The sequence below is a fragment of the Rhodococcus sp. NPDC056960 genome, assembly GCF_042674125.1.
Taxonomy (GTDB): domain Bacteria; phylum Actinomycetota; class Actinomycetes; order Mycobacteriales; family Mycobacteriaceae; genus Rhodococcus_F.
This window is the reverse complement of record NZ_JBHURF010000007.1, coordinates 283,068-300,811: the sequence shown is the minus strand read 5'-3', so window position 1 is coordinate 300,811 and position 17,744 is coordinate 283,068. Positions and strand designations below refer to the sequence as shown.

The 17,744-nt window shown below is 68.0% G+C and carries 13 protein-coding genes and 1 pseudogene; 11 read left to right on the top strand and 3 right to left on the bottom strand.

Annotated elements, in window-relative coordinates:
- Positions 1 to 46: 46 nt before the first annotated feature.
- The gene (locus ACFTWF_RS13700; protein ID WP_378461744.1) at positions 47 to 1,030 is read right to left on the bottom strand and encodes an LLM class F420-dependent oxidoreductase; all 984 of its coding nucleotides are present in this window, start codon (positions 1,028 to 1,030) and stop codon (positions 47 to 49) included.
- A 127-nt stretch (positions 1,031 to 1,157) separates the two neighbouring features.
- On the opposite strand from ACFTWF_RS13700, the pseudogene ACFTWF_RS13695 reads away from it, so the two are divergent.
- The 3 genes and pseudogenes from ACFTWF_RS13695 (at position 1,158) to ACFTWF_RS13685 (ending at position 8,282) form a co-directional block, all read left to right on the top strand.
- A pseudogene (locus ACFTWF_RS13695) lies at positions 1,158 to 5,695 on the top strand (amino acid adenylation domain-containing protein).
- A gap of 29 nt (positions 5,696 to 5,724) precedes the next feature.
- Positions 5,725 to 6,504, top strand: a complete 780-nt coding sequence (locus ACFTWF_RS13690; RefSeq protein WP_378461743.1) for an RsiV family protein — start codon at positions 5,725 to 5,727, stop codon at positions 6,502 to 6,504.
- A gap of 155 nt (positions 6,505 to 6,659) precedes the next feature.
- The gene (locus ACFTWF_RS13685; protein WP_378461811.1) at positions 6,660 to 8,282 is read left to right on the top strand and encodes a flavin-containing monooxygenase; all 1,623 of its coding nucleotides are present in this window, start codon (positions 6,660 to 6,662) and stop codon (positions 8,280 to 8,282) included.
- Between the two features lie 69 nt (positions 8,283 to 8,351).
- Here the strand turns inward: ACFTWF_RS13685 and ACFTWF_RS13680 are convergent, their stop codons facing one another.
- Positions 8,352 to 8,852, bottom strand: a complete 501-nt coding sequence (locus ACFTWF_RS13680) for a hypothetical protein (RefSeq protein WP_378461742.1) — start codon at positions 8,850 to 8,852, stop codon at positions 8,352 to 8,354.
- A gap of 227 nt (positions 8,853 to 9,079) precedes the next feature.
- On the opposite strand from ACFTWF_RS13680, the gene ACFTWF_RS13675 reads away from it, so the two are divergent.
- The 5 genes from ACFTWF_RS13675 (at position 9,080) to ACFTWF_RS13655 (ending at position 14,331) form a co-directional block, all read left to right on the top strand.
- A complete protein-coding gene (locus ACFTWF_RS13675) occupies positions 9,080 to 10,240 on the top strand; it encodes a Rieske 2Fe-2S domain-containing protein (RefSeq protein ID WP_378461741.1) in 1,161 nt (386 codons plus the stop codon).
- Positions 10,241 to 10,275: 35 nt separating this feature from the next.
- Positions 10,276 to 11,457, top strand: coding sequence for an acyl-CoA dehydrogenase family protein (locus tag ACFTWF_RS13670; protein WP_378461740.1), 1,182 nt, complete (start codon positions 10,276 to 10,278; stop codon positions 11,455 to 11,457).
- Positions 11,458 to 11,494: 37 nt separating this feature from the next.
- Positions 11,495 to 12,400: a biphenyl-2,3-diol 1,2-dioxygenase gene (gene bphC / locus ACFTWF_RS13665; RefSeq protein ID WP_378461739.1), complete on the top strand. Its 906-nt coding sequence runs from the start codon at positions 11,495 to 11,497 to the stop codon at positions 12,398 to 12,400.
- Positions 12,401 to 12,570: 170 nt separating this feature from the next.
- Positions 12,571 to 13,362, top strand: coding sequence for an IclR family transcriptional regulator (locus tag ACFTWF_RS13660; protein ID WP_378461738.1), 792 nt, complete (start codon positions 12,571 to 12,573; stop codon positions 13,360 to 13,362).
- Between the two features lie 15 nt (positions 13,363 to 13,377).
- Positions 13,378 to 14,331: an alpha/beta hydrolase gene (locus ACFTWF_RS13655; RefSeq protein ID WP_378461737.1), complete on the top strand. Its 954-nt coding sequence runs from the start codon at positions 13,378 to 13,380 to the stop codon at positions 14,329 to 14,331.
- Here ACFTWF_RS13655 and ACFTWF_RS13650 read toward each other — a convergent pair.
- Positions 14,328 to 15,053, bottom strand: a complete 726-nt coding sequence (locus tag ACFTWF_RS13650) for a PadR family transcriptional regulator (protein WP_378461736.1) — start codon at positions 15,051 to 15,053, stop codon at positions 14,328 to 14,330. The two genes, ACFTWF_RS13655 and ACFTWF_RS13650, sit on opposite strands and share 4 nt — an antisense overlap.
- A gap of 129 nt (positions 15,054 to 15,182) precedes the next feature.
- Here ACFTWF_RS13650 and ACFTWF_RS13645 point away from each other — a divergent pair, with 129 nt between their 5' ends.
- From ACFTWF_RS13645 to ACFTWF_RS13635, 3 genes are all read left to right on the top strand, one after another.
- Positions 15,183 to 15,701, top strand: coding sequence for a flavin reductase family protein (locus tag ACFTWF_RS13645; RefSeq protein WP_378461735.1), 519 nt, complete (start codon positions 15,183 to 15,185; stop codon positions 15,699 to 15,701).
- Between the two features lie 118 nt (positions 15,702 to 15,819).
- Positions 15,820 to 17,487, top strand: coding sequence for an FAD-binding protein (locus ACFTWF_RS13640; protein WP_378461734.1), 1,668 nt, complete (start codon positions 15,820 to 15,822; stop codon positions 17,485 to 17,487).
- Positions 17,488 to 17,742 carry a hypothetical protein gene (locus ACFTWF_RS13635; protein WP_378461733.1) on the top strand — a complete coding sequence of 85 codons (255 nt, stop codon included), beginning with the start codon at positions 17,488 to 17,490 and terminating at the stop codon, positions 17,740 to 17,742. It begins immediately after the preceding gene.
- Positions 17,743 to 17,744 lie beyond the last annotated feature (2 nt).

Genomic DNA, 17,744 nt, shown 5'->3' with positions numbered 1-17,744 from the left:
CCTCCGGGTACAACCGCGGAGGTAGTGCGCGTATTCCTGGCCGGCGTCAGGCGTCGACGAGGGGCCGCAACGTGCGGCCGGTGAGTTCGACGATGCCGGGTTCGTGCCCGTTGGCGACGAGATTGAGGACGACGCCGTCGATTCCCACGTCGAGAACCCGGGTCTTCAGCTGCTCGGCCACCTCGTCGGGGGCGCCACAGAACTGCCGGTCGGTGGCGGCCGCGCGTTCCTCGTCGGACGCCTTCGACAGGTCGACGCCCCGCGCGAGCAGGAACTCGTGCTGGAGCTGCCGGGCGCGGTCACCGTCCTCGTCGATGATGACGAAGGCCAGATAGCTGGTTTCCAGCGTGGACCGGTCGCGGCCGATCTCCGAACACCGCGCGTCGAGGGCCTCGAGCTTGCGCGGCAACTCGCTCGTGTTGCAGATGATGTTCAGGTGATCGGCGAACCGGGCGGCCAGACCGAACGTCTTCTTCTCGCCGCCGCCACCGAGCATAATCGGCAGGTCGTCGCGGATTCGCGGCTCGTTGATCGCGCTCTCGACGTGGTACCACTTGCCGTCGAACGTCGGACGTTCCCCGTGCAGCATCGGCGCGATGATCTGCAGTGCCTCGTCGAGGCGCTCGAATCGGTCGGTGAACGTGCCGAACTCGTAACCGAACTGCTTGTGCTCGAGTTCGAACCAGCCGGCTCCGATTCCCAGGACGGCCCGGCCGCCGCTGGCGACGTCGAGGGTTGTCACCGTCTTCGCGAGCATGGGCGGGTTGCGGTAGGTGTTGCCGGTGACGAGGGCGGACAGCTGGATCTTCTCGGTGGCCGTGGCGAGGGCGCCGAGGGCGGTGTACGCCTCGAGCATCGGCTCGTCGGGCGCGCCGAGACCCGGCAATTGATAGAAGTGGTCCATCACGAACGCGGTGTCGAATCCCGCGGATTCGGCTTCCTTCGCCTGCGCGACGACGGTGGGAAAGAGTTCCGCGACGGGAGTGGAGTAACTGAAATTCGGCATCTGGTATCCAAGGCGAATAGTCACCCGGTCGACGCTACTCGGATGGCGGCCGGGGCACCTCCCCAATTTCGAGGGTAGGCAGGTGCACACCCTGGGGTGCCTGGTGTGGGCGGTGCGGGTCGCGCAGGCTGATGGTGGCCGAGGGGGAACGATGAATTTCGATTTCGATTCGCAGCATTCCGGTGGCACGACTTGCGCTTGCCCGGACAGGCCCAGACTTGCCCGGCCGGAGGTCGCCATCGTGGAACGCCCGCTCGGGCGTCCGACGCGATCGACCGTGGGCGCCTTCCCGCTGACCGCAGCACAGCGATCCATCTGGTTCGCGCAACAGCTCACGCCGGAGATCCCGTACGTCATCGCCCACTACGTCGATCTGCACGGTCCGGTCGAGCTTGCCGTTCTGTGTGACGCCACCCGTCGCGCGAATCTCGAATTCGGCTGGGGAGCGGTGCGCCTGGTGGACATCGACGGGCAGCCGCATCAGGTCGTCGACTCGGTTGTCGACGATCGGGTACTCACCATCGACCTTCGCGGCGAGGACGATCCGGTCGACGCTGCCCATCGCTGGATGCGGAACGACCGGAGCGCTCGCACCGACATGTACGACGCACCGCTCCTCGTCTCGCACATTCTTCAGCTGGGCGACGATCACTACTACTGGTACTCCCGCGCTCACCACATCGTGTCGGACGGGTACGCCGCGATGATGCTGATGAGCCGCACCGCCGAACTGTACGTCGCCGCCGTCGAGGGCAGGGAACCGCCGGACTGCCGGATCGCGGGCCCGGTACATCTCGTGCAGGAAGACTCGACGTACCGGGCCTCCACCCGGTTCGCCCGGGACCGCGACTACTGGCGCGAACAGGGTAGCGGCCCGGCGTCGGTCCTCAGCCTGAGCGGCCGTGCGGCGCGACCGGAAACCGACGCCCGGAAAGCGACCGGGCACGGGCATCCGAGCGAGGGCCCGCGGAATCCCACCGCTGTGACGGTCGCAGCCTTCGCCGCCTACCTCGCCAGGATGACCGGCGTCGACGACGTGGTCCTGTCGCTGCCGGTGTCGGCGAGGACGACGGCCCGCCTCAGGCGTTCGGGCGGTTCGGTCTCCAACGTGATCCCGTTGCAGCTGAGGGGAATCGGCTCTGCCACCGTCCGGAATGCGGTCGGAACCGCCGAGGTGGCGTTGACAGCTGCATTGCGGCATCAACGCTACCGCCGCGAGGACATCGGCCGGGACCTCGCCACCGGTGGTGTCGAACTCCTGCATTTCGGTCCGGTGGTCAACGTCATGATGTTCACGAAGGAGATCGCGCTCGGCGCCGTGAACGGGACGGTTCGGGTACTCACCACCGGTCCCGTCGCCGACCTCGCCGTCAACATCTATCCGGGGGCCCAGGGCAGTGCCGCCCGGATCGACTTCGAGGGAAATCCGGCACTGTACGGGCACGCCGAACTGACCGGACATCACACGCGGTTCCTCGCCTTCCTCGACAGGTTCACCGCCTCGTTCGAGTCGGAAGTGCTGGTTGCGGACCTCGACGTCTTCCTCGCCGGCGAACGCGAAGAATTCGCCCCCGCGCAGGGACTTCCGGATGCCGGCCCGATCACGCTGGATCGCCTCCTCTCGGCGACCGTCGCAGACCACCCGGAGGCGATCGCGATCCGCGACCGCGGGCGGCAATTGTCCTACGGCGATCTGAACCGGCTCGCCGGCCGGCTCGCCCGGCTCCTTACCGACCGGGGCATCGGGCGCGAGGACATCGTCGCGGTCTCCATTCCGCGGTCGATCGAGTCGGTGCTGGCGTTGTGGGCCGTCGCGAAGGCCGGCGCGGCCTACGCTCCGATCGATCCCTCACACCCGAGCGCTCGCATCGCGTACACCCTGGGCGATTGCGGCGCGACGGTCGGGCTGACCGTCCGCTCGGAGCGCGCCCGACTGCCCGGCACCGTCGCATGGCTGACGACTGATATCGATGACCTCGAAAAACTTTGTGAAGAAACGTCTTCCGCGGCTCGACCGGATGCGGAACGGTCCCGTCCGCTGCACGTGGACCATCCCGCGTATCTGATCTACACGTCCGGGTCGACGGGGGCGCCGAAGGGCGTCGTTGTCACCCATCGCGGCCTCGCCAACCTCGCGCAGGAAATTCGGGACAAGTACGCGGTGTCCCCGCGTTCTCGTATTCTGCACTTCGCCTCGCCGAGTTTCGACACGGCGCTGGTCGAAGTGCTCGCGGCGTGTGTCGGCGGCGCGACGCTCGTCGTGACCCCGCCCGGCGTGTTCGGCGGCGAGGAACTGTCACGACTGTTGCGCGACGAACGCGTCACCCACCTCCTGACGACGCCGTCCGCGCTGGCCGCCATCGACTCCACCGCGGCGGACGAACTGGAGTTGGTGCTGGTCGGAGGGGAGGTGTGTCCGCAGGAGCTGGCTCGGCGGTGGGCCGGTGGCCGGACCGTGCGGAACGCGTACGGTCCGACGGAGTCGACGTGCAGCGTCACTCTCACGGATCCCGTGTCACCGGATCAGAGGATGACGATCGGCTCGCTCATGCGCGGCGTGGACGCGGTGGTTCTGGATCACCGCCTGCGTCCGCTTCCGCCGGGCGCTGTCGGTGAGCTCTACCTCGCCACTCCGGCACTCGCCCGGGGCTACCATCGCCGCCACGGGCTGACCGCTTCCCGGTTTGTCGCCGACCCGTTCGGCCGCGGTGGATCCCGGATATTCCGCACCGGGGACGTGGTGCGGTGGACGGCGGAAGGAACGCTCGAGTTCCTGGACAGGTCCGACGACCAGGTCAAGATCCGCGGATTCCGTGTCGAACTGGGCGAGATCGACGCCACACTGACCGCGCATCCGGGCGTCGCCTTCGCCGCGACGGTGGTGCAACGAAATTTGGCCGGCGATCCGAACCTGGTGTCCTACATCATGGCCGAGGGCGACGCGTCGATCGATCGCGAAGGTTTGAAAGCGCGGCTGGCACGGTTCCTGCCGGACTACATGGTTCCGAAATCGATCATGCTCATGAACTCGATCCCGCTGACACCGACGGGGAAACTCGACCGGGCGGCCCTCCCGATGCCGGAGTTCGGCTCGGATACGGTGCCTCATCGTGACCCCGAAACCCCGGCCGAGCGCCGTGTCGCGCGGGTGTTCACCCGGGTCCTCGGCGTGGATTCGGTCGGCGCCGACGATTCCTTCTTCGATCTCAGCGGCGATTCACTGTCCGCCATCCGGGTGGTCGCGACGATCAACGCCGAGCTGGGCACCACGCTGGGCGTGCGCGAACTCTTCGATGCACCGACGGTTGCGGCGCTCGCACTGACGGTCGCGCAGGCCTGCGCGCACCCACCGAACACCCGCCCGCCGCACGGACCGAAGTTGGGTGCAACGCCGCTGCCCACCCTCGTGCCGCTGTCTCCGTCGCAAAGTTTCATCGACCGCAGCCTCGTGGAACCCGCTCTCCACAACATCCCCTTCACGGTACGAGTGCGCGGCGGGTTCGACGTCGATGCCCTGCGCTCGGCGATGGCGGACGTCCTCGAACGGCATCGTGCACTGAGGACGGTGTTCCCCGACTCGCTGCCGGGGCCGTACCAGCACGTGCTCGACGTGGCCGATGCACTGCCCGACCTGACTCCGGTGGTGACCGGTGCGGCCGACATGGCGGCGCAGACGTCGCAGCTGCTGTCCGCGGGATTCGACGTCCGGCGCGAGCCTCCTCTGCGCGCCCGGCTGTTCCGGCTCGGCGACCGCGACCACCTTCTCGCCTGCGTCATCCACCACATCGCCGCAGACGGCTGGTCGCTCGCACCCTTGGCACGAGACCTCGCCGACTCCTACCGTGCCCGGTCGACGGGCAGTGAGCCCGCGTGGGAGCCCCCGATCGTGCACTACGCCGACTACACGGTGTGGCGCCGGGCACTGCTCGGGGACGAGGACGACCCGGACAGCGTCGCGTCCAAGCAGGTCGCACACTGGACGAAGGAACTGTCGGGACTTCGGGGGGAGCTCGCGCTGCCCATCGATCGTCCCAGGCCGAAGCGGTGGACTTATCGAGCGGGACGGCTTCCGTTCACCCTCGACGTGCATGCGCATCGAGGCCTGCTGGCCACTGCGCATGAGCACCACGCCAGCCTGTTCACGGCGCTCAGGTCGGCAGTTGCGGTGCTGCTCGCCCGCCTCAGCGGGATCCCGACGTCGCAATCGGGACTCCGATCGCGGGTCGGCGAGACCCGGCGCTCGACGACGTGGTCGGCATGTTCGTCAACACGCTGGTACTGCGAACGCGGGTCGATCCGACGATGACGCTGTGCGACATCGTCGATCGATCGCGCGGCGTGGAGCTTCGTGCTCTGGCGAACGCCGACGTGCAGTTCGAGCGACTCGTCCAGGTGCTCGACCCGCCGAGGTCGCCGTCCCTGCACCCGCTGTTCCAGGTTGCGCTGTCGCTGAACAACTTCGCTCCCGCATCCCTGAACGTGTCCGGGCTCGACTTCGAGGTCACACCCCGTCCACTCGACATCGCCAAGTGCGATCTGCACTTCCACTTCGCCGAACGACACGATGCCGACGGGCGGCCCGACGGTATCGATGCCGAACTGGTGTATTCCGCCGACCTCTACGACGCATCCACCGCCCGGGGTTTCATCGACGGTCTGCACACCATCGTCGACCCGATCGGTAGATGACAGGGGAATCGACGTGGTAGAGATACCTGATGAGCGGCATGCGGAGATCTGTTCTGGTGTCACTGCTCGGCGTCGCCGCGCTTCTCGCGCCGGCCGCCTGCTCCGATCGATCCGGCACGGCGGTGAGCGAGCAGTCGGCACCGGCGACCGTCTCCGCCGCCGACACGACCGGCACCGACGCGACCACGTCCGCGAGCCGGCCCTACACGGAGACCGAGGAGCAGGTCACCGGTTCCACCGGCCGCGTCCGCTACGACGTGACCATCCCGCAGATCGAGGGCGGGGATCCGGCGGTCACGGCCGAGTTCAACGAATCGATGCACGCCGCGCTGCAGGACCAGATCGACGGCTCGGGCACCGACTCCTTCACGCTGAGCAGTGAGGACCACAGCGTGGCGCACATCGGCGAGCACGTGATCAGCGGCCTGCTGGTGACGTCGTGGAACGCCGATCCGCCCGGCGCGCATCCCACCCCGATCGTCGCGACGGTGGTGGTGAACGCGGACACGGCTGCGCCGATCACGCTCGGAGACCTGTTCCCCGACCTTCCGGCCGGCCTGCAGAAGCTGTCCGACGAATCCGCGCGCCTGCTCCCCGAGACGATCGCCGGACCGGACTTCGAGCGCAGCGGCATCGAGCCGACCGAGGCGAACTTCGCCAACTGGCTGGCCACCCCGAATGGCATGGAGATCCACTTCAACGACTATCAGGTGGGGCCGCACGCGATCGGACTCGTCACGATCACCGTGCCGTGGGACGCGCTGGCCGACGTCATCGACCCCGATCTCGCCCCCGTCGTGTCGAGCTAGCAGCTGCCCGACCGCTCACCGGGAACGAGCCTGTGGCCACCCCGGTTTCGCGACTTACCGTCCCAGACAGGCCTTGCTGCCGGAATGTGTCTGTCGAATGGGAGAGGAGCGCGCCCGTGAGTGCACGCACCGAGAATGATGCTCGTGCGAATCGGATCGGCGACGTGGACGCGGTCGTCGTCGGCGCGGGTTTCGCGGGTCTGTACGCGGTGTACAAACTGCGAAGCCTGGGACTGACGGTCCAGGGTGTGGAGGCAGCCGCCGGTGTGGGCGGCACGTGGTACTGGAACCGCTATCCCGGCGCCCGGTGCGACGTGGAAAGCGTCGACTACTCGTACTCGTTCTCGCGGGAACTCGAGCAGGAGTGGGACTGGAGCGAGAAGTACGCGACGCAGCCGGAGATCCTCGAGTACATCAATCATGTCGCGGACCGGTTCCACCTCCGCGACCGCTTCCTGTTCGACACGCGGGTGACGTCGGCGGAACTGGACGAGGAATCGCTCCGGTGGGAGGTGCGCACCGACCGCGGCGACGTTCTGTCGGCCCGGTTCTGCGTCTTCGCGACCGGCGCGCTGTCCACGGCCAACATGCCGGGCATCCCGGGGCGCGAATCCTTCACGGGCGATACGCATCACACCGGTCACTGGCCGCACGAGGGCGTCGACTTCACCGGCCGGAAGGTCGGGATCATCGGCACCGGGTCGTCGGGCATCCAGTCGATTCCGCTGATCGCCGAGCAGGCGGAGCACCTGTACGTGTTCCAGCGCAGCGCCAACTACAGCGTCCCCGCCGGAAACGAGACGTGGGACGACGAGATGCGGCGCGCGATCAAGGCCGGATACGACGAACGCCGGCGCCTCTCCAGGGAGAGCGGGGGCGGTTCGCCGTACAACGCGCACCCGAAGTCCGCACTGGAGGTCTCCGAAGACGAACGTCGGGAGGCGTACGAGACGCGGTGGAAGCTCGGGGGAGTGCTGTTCGCGAAAACCTTTCCGGACCAGACGAAGACCGACGCCGCGAACGCCACCGCGCGGGAGTTCGCGGAGGAGAAGATCCGCCGTCTCGTCGACGACCCGGCCGTCGCGGACAAGCTGATCCCGAACGATCACCCGATCGGGACCAAGCGGATCGTCACCGACACCCACTATTTCGAAACGTACAACCGGCCGAACGTCACCCTGGTCGACCTCAAGGCGGCGCCGATCGAGTCGATCACCGCGTCGGGCATCACCACCACCGACGCCGACTACGCCCTCGACACCCTGGTGTTCGCCACCGGTTTCGACGCCATGACGGGCGCCCTGGACCGCATGCGGATCGTCGGCCGGGGCGGGGTGTCGCTGGCCGAGTACTGGAGTGAGGGTCCGAAAACCTATCTGGGTCTCGGGGTTCCGGGGTTCCCGAACCTGTTCGTCGTCACCGGACCGGGCAGCCCGTCGGTGCTCGCGAACATGGTGCTCGGCGCCGAGCAGCACGTCGACTGGATCGCGGACTGCATCGCGCATCTGTGGGAGAAGGACTACGACGCGGTGGAGGCGTCGGAGCCCGCCACCGAGCAGTGGGTGGAGCACTGCCGTGAACTCGCCGCACAGACGCTGTTCCCGCTGGCGAACTCGTGGTACATGGGCGCCAACATCCCGGGCAAGCCGCGGGTGTTCATGCCGTACATCGGGGGCTTCGGCGCGTACGGGCGAATCTGCGCGGACGTCGCCGAGGAGGGATTCCGCGGGTTCGAGTTCAGCCGGTCACGGACGCGGCTGGCCGACCCGGTGGGATAGTTTCCCGGACATTGGTCGGCCGCGCAGGTAATAACCTGCGCGGCTGATCAATTCGTGGGAGAAGAGCGCTCAGTCGAGGAGTTCGTACGTCGCCCAGGCCTGGGCGAGCACGGCACCGTCGAGCGTGCACGTGATGGTCACGTCGGCCATGCGGACGCCGTCCTGGATATACGTCTGCTGCAGCGCGGACGACAGATCGGCACCGGACGGCACCGACCGCCGGATACGCGTGCGGAACCTGCGGAGGATGCCCGGGAAGTGCTCGGCGCCGTGCCGCTCGAGGAGGTCCACCGACCGATCCTCGGCGGTGACCGTCCCGGTGAAGCTGTTGGTCCAGAACTCGTAGACCAGCTGCTCGTCGCGGTTGCGGAATTGCACGAGCAGATCGTGCTCGCCCACCCGCCGGACCTGCGGCGACAGATCCGGGCTGGTGCGGGGCCGGAGCAGGAGGAGGTCCTGCTCGACCGCCGTCCCGGGCTCGGGGGCGACGGCCACCCCGTTCGGGACGGCGTCGGCGCACAGCCGGCGGATCTCTGCTGCGTACGGCTGCGAAGAGATGAGTGCGGCCATCGGTCCTCCCAAGTCACGGGTCTGTGATTCGAACGGTAGTCCCCGCGGTGGGCGAATGGGGTGCGCGGTCCCTGTGATCGGGACGCCGGCCTCCCGCCATTTTCCGCTCGTTCCGAAAGCCTCTCGCTGAGTGGGAGAGTCGGGTACCGCAACGGGCCCGACGCGTCGACTATGAGCTACACCACACCCCGAGGGTGTTCTTGACGTACAGCGAGGCGGAGGTAGACATGGCGCGCAACAGTGCCGTTGACGGCGACGAAGTCCGGATGATCGAAGTGGGATCGGCACCAACGCGTTTCGCGCGCGGGTGGCACTGCCTGGGTCTGGCGAAGACCTTCAGGGACGGCACCCCGCACCAGATCGACGCGTTCGGCACGTCGCTGGTGGTGTTCGAGACGTCCGACGGGACGCTCAGTGTGCTCGACGCCTACTGCCGTCACATGGGCGGCAACCTGGCACACGGCACCGTCAAGGGCGACTCGATCGCGTGCCCCTTCCACGACTGGCGCTGGGGCGGTAACGGCAAGTGCACGGGAATCCCGTACGCGCGACGCGTCCCGCCGCTGGCGCGGACCCGGGCCTGGACGACCATCGAGCGCAACGGGCAGCTCTACGTCTGGAACGACCCGCAGGGCAACCCGCCGCCCGCCGACGTGACGATCCCCGAGATCGAGGGATTCGGTTCTTCGGAATGGACCGACTGGACGTGGAATTCGCTGCTCGTCGAGGGTTCGCACTGCCGCGAGATCGTCGACAACGTGGTCGACATGGCGCACTTCTACTACGTCCACTTCTCGTTCCCGCGCTACTTCAAGAACGTCTTCGAAGGGCACGTGGCCACCCAGTACATGCAGTCGACGCCGCGCCACGACATCTCGGTGGGCACCAGCTACGACGACCCCAACTCCACGCTGCGCTCGGACGCGTCGTACTTCGGCCCGTCCTACATGATCGACAAGCTGTGGAGCGAGGCGAACGGCATGATGATCGAGACGGTGCTGATCAACTGCCACTATCCGGTCAGCGCCGATTCGTTCGTCCTGCAGTGGGGCGCCATGGTCAAGAAGCCCGAGGGGCTGTCGGACGAGGTGGCCAACGGCATGGCAGCGCAGTTCGCCGAGGGCGTCGAGCTCGGATTCAAGCAGGACGTCGACATCTGGCTGAACAAGTCGCGCATCGACAACCCGCTGCTGTCGGAGGAGGACGGCCCCGTCTACCAGCTGCGTCGCTGGTACCAGCAGTTCTACGTCGACGTCGAGGACATCACCGACGACATGACCAAGCGCTTCGAATTCGAGATCGACACCACGAGGGCGGTGCAGAGCTGGGAGGCGGAGGTTGCCGACAACCTCGCCAACGGCGTCGTGCCCCTCGACACCAACGCCTGATCCTGCACCGAATAGCGAGTAGAAGGACACGACAGATGACCCACGAGGTTCTCGACAACATCATGGCGATCGCGGATCAGCTCCGCGATCAGGCGCCCGAGGCCGAGCGGATCGGCAAACTGCCCGACGACACGGCGAAGAAGCTCCGCGAGGCCGGGCCGATCAAGTTGCTGCAGCCCGCCGAGTACGGCGGCTACGAGGCGCACCCCCGTGAGTTCGCGGAAACGGTGATGACGGCGGCGTCGCTAGACCCGGCCACGGGATGGGTGTGCGGCATCGTCGGCGTGCATCCCTGGCAGTTGGCGTTCGCCGACCCGAAGGTGCAGGACGAGGTGTGGGGCGCCGACACCGACACCTGGATGGCCTCGCCGTACGCGCCGACGGGAATCGCGACCCCGGTCGACGGCGGCTACGTCTTCAACGGCCGCTGGCAGTTCTCCTCGGGCACCGATCACTGCGACTGGATCTTCCTCGGCGCGATGCTCGGCGACCAGGACGGCGCCATGGCGCTGCCGCCGAAGATGCTGCACATGATCCTGCCGCGCAGCGACTACGAGATCGTCGAGGACTCGTGGAACGTCGTCGGGCTGAAGGGGACCGGTTCGAAGGACATCATCGTCCGGAACGCGTTCGTCCCCGACTACCGGGTGATGGACGCCGACGAGGTGATGAACGGGACCGCGGTGCAGAAGTTCGGCCGCACCGAGACGCTGTACAACATGCCGTGGTCGACGATGTTCCCGCTCGGCATCTCCTCGGCCGTCGTGGGAATCGCGGAGGGCGCCCTGGCCGCTCACCTCGACTACCAGCGCGACCGCGTCGGCGCGCAGGGCACCGCGATCAAGGACGACCCCTACGTCCTGTTCGCCGTGGGCGAGGCGGCGGCCGACATCAACGCCGCCCGCCAGGAACTGCTCGCCAACGTCGACAAGATCTGGGATCTCGTCGAGTCGGGTAAGGAAGTCACGTTCGAGGACCGCGCGGCCGGACGCCGCACCCAGGTGCGGGCCGCATGGCGCGCGGTCACCGCCGTCGACCAGATCTTCGCGCGGTCGGGCGGCAACGCGCTGCGCATGGACAAGCCCCTGCAGCGGTACTGGCGGGACGCGCACGCCGGCCTGGCCCACGCCATCCACGTGCCGAGCACCGTGTACCACGCCTCGGCGCTCAGCTCGCTCGGCCTCGACCCGGCCGACAACCTCAAGTCGATGATCTGACCGCCGTCGGAACTCGAAAACAGCAGAAGGACAACATATGACAGACATCAAGGGACTGGGCTACGTCAAGATCCAGACAAACGACCTGGAGCGCTGGCGGACGTTCGCGTTCGACGTTCTCGGATTCGCCGAGGGCAGCGGTCCCGACGAGGACGCCCTCTACCTCCGCATGGACGAGCGCGCGGCCCGCATCGTGGTCGTGCCGGGCGAGACGGACGAGGTGGTCACCATCGGGTGGGAGGTCCGCGATCACGCGGGCCTGGTGCGCGTCCAGGAGGCGGTCGAGGGGGCCGGTATCGCCGTCAAACCGCTGTCGGTGGAGGAGGCCGACGCGCGGCGCGTCGAGGAGGTGATCACGTTCCAGGATCCGACCGGCGCGACGATCGAGATCTTCCACGGCGCCGTCCTCGACCACAGCCCGGTGGTCACCCCGTTCGGCGCGAAGTTCGTGACCGGGGCGCAGGGCCTCGGCCACGTCGTGCTGCCGGTGATGGACTTCAGTGGGGCGTTCGATTTCTACACCGAGGTGCTCGGCTTCCTGCCCCGCGGCGCCTTCCGTATCCCCGCGCCGCCGGAGTTCGGCCCGATGCGGGTGCGCTTCATGGGCGTCAACGAGCGTCACCACAGCCTGGCGCTGTGCCCCGCACCGCACGGCGGAGCGCCGGGTCTGGTGCACATCATGGTGGAGGTCGACACGCTCGACGCCGTCGGCCAGGCGCTCGATCGCGTCGTCAAGGACGGATTCTCCGTTTCGTCGACGCTCGGCAGGCACACCAACGACAAGATGGTGTCGTTCTACGTCCGGGCCCCCGGTGGCTGGGACATCGAGTTCGGCACCGAGGGCATGAAGGTGGACGAGAAGTACTACTCCGCGGAGGAGATCACCGCGGACAGCTACTGGGGCCACGACTGGTCCGGGAGTGAACCGCTGGCGGCGATGTAGAGGAGGGTCTGGGCCCGGCGCGCGTATCTGTCGATCCGCGCGCCGGGCCTTCTGCCTGTTCGGGGGCGTGCGCGAAGCACTATTGCAAATAGGTATATGCCTATTTATAGTAAGTGTCGCCAGTCACACACCGCGGCGCCGCACCGAGCAGCGCCGCTACGGAGGTCCCCATGACGACGTCACTCAGCCCCACCCCCACCGCCGGACTCGATCGCGCCGCACTGCTCCTCGACGCCTTCGACGGACCGGGCAGGCTCACGCTCGCGCAGATCGTGCGCCGCACGGGGCTTCCGCGATCCTCCGCGCACCGGATGCTCGAGCGTCTCGTCCAGCTGCGGTGGCTCCGCCGGGAAGGCCGCGACTACGAACTCGGCATGCGGCTGTTCGAACTCGGGTCGCTCGCCGTGCACCAGGACCGCCTGCACCGGGCCGCGCTGCCGTTCCTGCACGAACTCCACCGCCTCACCGGGCACGCCGTGCACCTCGCGGTGCTCGAGGGAATCGACGTCGTCTACCTGGAGAAGATCGCCGGACGGTTCGGGGTCGGTCTGCCGTCCCGGGTCGGCGGCCGCCAGCCCGCGCACTGCACGAGTGTCGGCAAGGTGCTGCTCGCCCACTCGCCCGAGTCCGTGGTCGACCGCGTCGTCGAGGCGGGCCTGCCGCGCAGCACCCGGTTCAGCATCGACTCACCCGCGGCGTTCCGCGCCGAGCTGCAGAAGACCCGCGAACGCGGAGCGGCGTACGACCGGGAAGAGGACCTCGTGGGCGTCAGCTGTGTCGCCGTGCCCGTGGGCACCGACGACAACGTCGTCGCGGCCATCTCGGTGTGCGGTCCGAGCAGTCAGATCAAGCTCGATCACCGCCTCACCGCACCGATTCGCATGTCCGCCAAGGGCACCTGGCGCAACTACATGTCGGCCGCGACCCCCGCCGCCGGACGCGCCGACCGATACTCCGCCTGAGACGAAGGAGCACGAATGCCGCTCGACGAGCAGGCCGAGACCATTCTCCGGGGACTGAACGACAACTTCCCCCGGGTGGAGACCATGACGGGTGCGCAGGCGCGGGCGGCGACGAAGGCGGGACGCAAGGCCGTCGTCGACGCCGAACCGGTGGGTGCCGTGCAGGACCGGGAGATACCGGGCGGTGCCGGCCCGATCGGGGTGCGGATCTATTCGCCCGTAGCGCGCCCGGCGGAGTCCCTGCCCGTCGTCGTCTTCTTCCACGGCGGCGGGTTCGTGATCTGCGACCTCGACAGCCACGACGGCTTCTGCCGCGCGATGTGCACCGGGACCGGAGCCGTCGTCGTCTCCGTCGACTACCGCCTGGCCCCGGAAGCGCGGTGGCCTGCGGCGGCGGACGACGCCTACGCCGCGACGTGCTGGGTCGCGCAGCACGCCCACGAGTTCGGCGGCGACCCGGACCGGCTCCTCGTCGCCGGCGACAGCAGTGGGGGCAACCTCGCCGCCGTCGCCGCGCTGATGGCCCGGGACCGCGGCGCCCCCGCCGTCGCCGGGCAGCTACTGATCTACCCGGTCATCGAACCGGTCTTCGACACCGAGTCCTACGAGGAGTTCGCGGAGGATCACTTCCTCACCCGCGCTGCGATGCAATGGTATTGGGATCAGTACCTGCCCGATCACCGCGACGCCGTACCCGTCTACGCCGCCCCCGTGCGGGCCGAGGATCTCGGTGGGCTCCCCCCCGCGGTCGTGATCACCGCCGAACGCGATCCGCTGCGGTACGAGGGGGAGAAGTACGCCGCGGCCCTCGCCGACGCCGGTGTGCCCGTGCACTGCCGGCGAGTCGCGGGAATGTTCCACGGATTCCTGACGATCGACGCGATGACCGCGGCGCAGACCGAACGGCGAGAACTGTGGCCGCGACTGCGGGATCTGATGGCCGAGCGGGCAGGGACCCCGTCGAACTAGTCTTCGTCGTCCGCGTCCCGTGCCGCCTTCATCGCGGCCTGGTACTCCTGCTGCGCCTCGCGGGAACGCCTGATCGAATGCGGTTCGGTCGGTTTCGGTGCGCCGGGATGTTCCGGCGTGCCCTCACCGTGCATCCGCTGGGCGGCCTCGTCGATGTCGGCGAGCATCTGCTTCGCCAGTTCGCTCTCGGCCGCGTAGTAGCGCTCGGACCACTTGTTGACCATGTGCGCGAACGCCCATGTCGGTTCGCCGTCGGAATCGCGGGCGTCGAGGGCGGCCTGCCTGCTCATCCCCTCCACGTACGAGATGTGCTCTTCGAGCGCCTCTTTGAGTTGTTCGGGCTCGGTGAGGTGACCCAGCCACATGCGCAGCATCACCCCGTGTTTGAGGACCGGGGGATCGATCGGCGCCTCCCGCGCCCAGCTGCGGATGACGGCCATCCCGGCGTCCGTGATCTTGTACAGGCGCTTGGGTTTCACCCGTGCCGCGTCGTCGACCACCGCCCTCGATGTCACGTATCCCGCGTCCTCGAGCTTCTTCAGCTCCGAGTACACCTGGCTGAACGACGGGCTCCAGTAGAAGAAACGCACACTGTACGACGCCCATTTCTTCAGGTCGTAGCCGGACAGCTCCTCGCCGAACGACAGGATGCCGAGTACCGGCCAGCTCGTGGAGCGGAGGCCGGCGAACCCGGAGCTCTGTGTGGGGTCGGACGACGGCATTTTCCGAGCCTATCAACCGAGCGTTCGGGTTCCGGCATGCGAAAGGCTGCCGCTGGGCGGGACGGGGCATTCCGCCCCTGGAGGCGCCGCCGCGAGGCTGAACGCAACCAGTCGATCAGAGGAGACACGATGACCCGAACCGAAGAACCCGTGCCGCCGGTGGTGCGACGCGTCGACCCCGCACAGCTCAAGTCGGTGCTCGGGCATTTCTGCACCGGGGTCACGGTGATCACCGCACACGACGGCGACACTCCGCACGGCTTCACGTGCCAGTCGTTCGTGTCGCTGTCGCTGGACCCGCCGTACGTGTCGTTCAGTCCGGCGCGGACGTCGACCAGCTGGCCGCGGCTGCGGGCGAGCGAACACGTGTGCGTCAACGTCCTCGCCCACGACCAGCGCGACGTGTGCGGAACGTTCGCGACGAGCGGCGCCGACAAGTTCGCCGACGTCGGCTGGTCGCACGCCGACAACGGCGCCCCGGCGCTGGACGGCGTGCTGGCCCAGGTGCGGGCGACCGTCGAGTTCGAGCACGACGCGGGCGATCACACCATCGTCGTCGCGCGGGTCACCGGACTGGACGTGCTCAGGGACGTGCCCCCGCTGCTGGTGTACCGCGGCGGGCTCGGCATCTTCACCGCGGCGACGTAGCCGCGCAGTGTCCCGCTCGGCGGAGGTGCCGTTGTCTCCCGCTCCGCGGGAAGAGCTGTGGGAAAAAGCAATTGACACCGGCAGGGTGTGATCGAGACCACTTCGGAAGGTGTGCACGATGAGCGTAGACGAGCAGAACTGGGACCGGGAGGTCGATCTCCTGGTGATCGGCAGCGGTGCGGGCGGAATGACCGCCGCCCTCGCCGGGGCCGCGCGGGGACTCGACACCCTTCTCGTCGAAAAGTCCGGGGTGTACGGCGGTTCGACGGCCCTGTCGGGTGGCGCGCTGTGGATCCCCAACTCGCCCATCCTCGTCCGTGAAGGCCGGGCCGACGACCCCGGCGACGTCCGCAAGTACCTGGAGTCGATCGTCGGAGACAGCGTGCCTACCGAACGCCTCGACGCGTACATCGAGCAGGGGCCCGCGATGATGCGGTTCTTCGAACAGAGCTGCCCGCATCTCCGGTTCTCCTGGTGCGAGGACTATTCCGACTACCACCCCGAGAACGTGGGCGGACGGCGGAAGGGGCGGACGGTCGAACCGCTGCCGTTCGACATGAACCAGCTCGGTGCCGATCGCGCACTGCAGCGCCCGAACTCTCTCGCGATGCCGGGCGGGCTGTACATGACGTCCACCGAGTTCCGGCATCTCAACATGTTCTTCCGCACCTGGGCCGGCCGGCGGACCGCGCTGGGCGTCGGCTGGCGCTCGGTGGTGGCGATGGTGCGGCGCAGGCGGATGGAGACGCTGGGCCAGGCCCTGATCGGCCGGCTGCGGCTGACACTGCAGGAGTCCGGGGTTCCGCTGTGGCTGAATTCTCCGCTGAAGAGCCTGATCACGGACGGTTCGGGAGCGGTGACGGGCGCGGTCGTCGAATCCGGCGGGCGGGAACTGCGTGTCCGCGCCCGCCGCGGCGTCATGATGGCCACCGGCGGATTCGAGCAGAGCGAGGAGATGCGGAAGCGGTACCTCCGCGAGGGCGGCAAGGACAACTACAGCGCCGGTTCGCCCGACAACACCGGTGACGGCATCGTGGCGGGCGAGCAGGTGGGTGCCGCCCTCGACCTGATGGACGACGCCTGGTGGATGCCGTCGTTCCGGCGGCCGGACGGCATCATGCACGTCCTCGTGTCGGAACGGTCGATCCCGCCGTCGGTGATCGTCGACCAGAACGGCAAGAGGTTCACCAACGAGGCGTCCCCGTACGTCACCTTCGTCCACGACCAGATCGCCGGTGGTCACGACCCCGTGTGGTTCGTCTTCGATTCGAAGGCCAAGAGCCGCTACCAGTTCGGTGGTGTGATGCCCGGGCAGAAGTTCCCCGCCGAATGGTTCGAGACGGGACTGATGCAGCGCGCCGCAACGCTCGGCGAACTCGCGCAGAAGATGGGTGTTCCCGCGGAGTCGCTGTCCGCGGAGATCACCCGGTTCAACGGGTTCGCCCGCGCCGGTGTCGACGCCGACTTCGGTCGCGGCGACAGCGCCTACGACCGGTACTACGGCGACCCGCGACTGCCCAACCCGACCATGGACGAGCTGGACACGGCACCGTACTACGCGGTGCGGATGGAGGCCGGCGACCTCGGTACCAAGGGCGGTCTCGTGTGCAACGAGCACAGCCAGGTGCTGAACGGCAGCGGCGACCCGATCCCCGGGCTCTACGCCACCGGCAACACGTCGGCGTCCGTGATGGGCAACGACTACGCCGGTGCCGGCGCGACGATCGGTCCCGCGATGGTGTTCGGCTGGGTCGGTGCCCGGCATGCAGCCGGGGCGGTGGTCTGAGTGCTTCCCGTCGAATGCCGGCGCTGCGGCAACGCGGTGCTGGTGGAGAAGTACAGCGTGGCGCACACCAGCGTGCAGTGGCTGGACGACGCCGAGCAGAGGTGCCCGGAATTCGCGTCGCGGGCCGAGGCGGGGGAGCACTCGATGTTCGTTCCCACCTGCGGCGCCCTGCGCGGATCGATCGACGACGCGGTGGAGGACGGGCGGGTGGGGCTGTCCCTGCGTAGCTACCCGACTCCCGGCCGCCTGGACTAGAA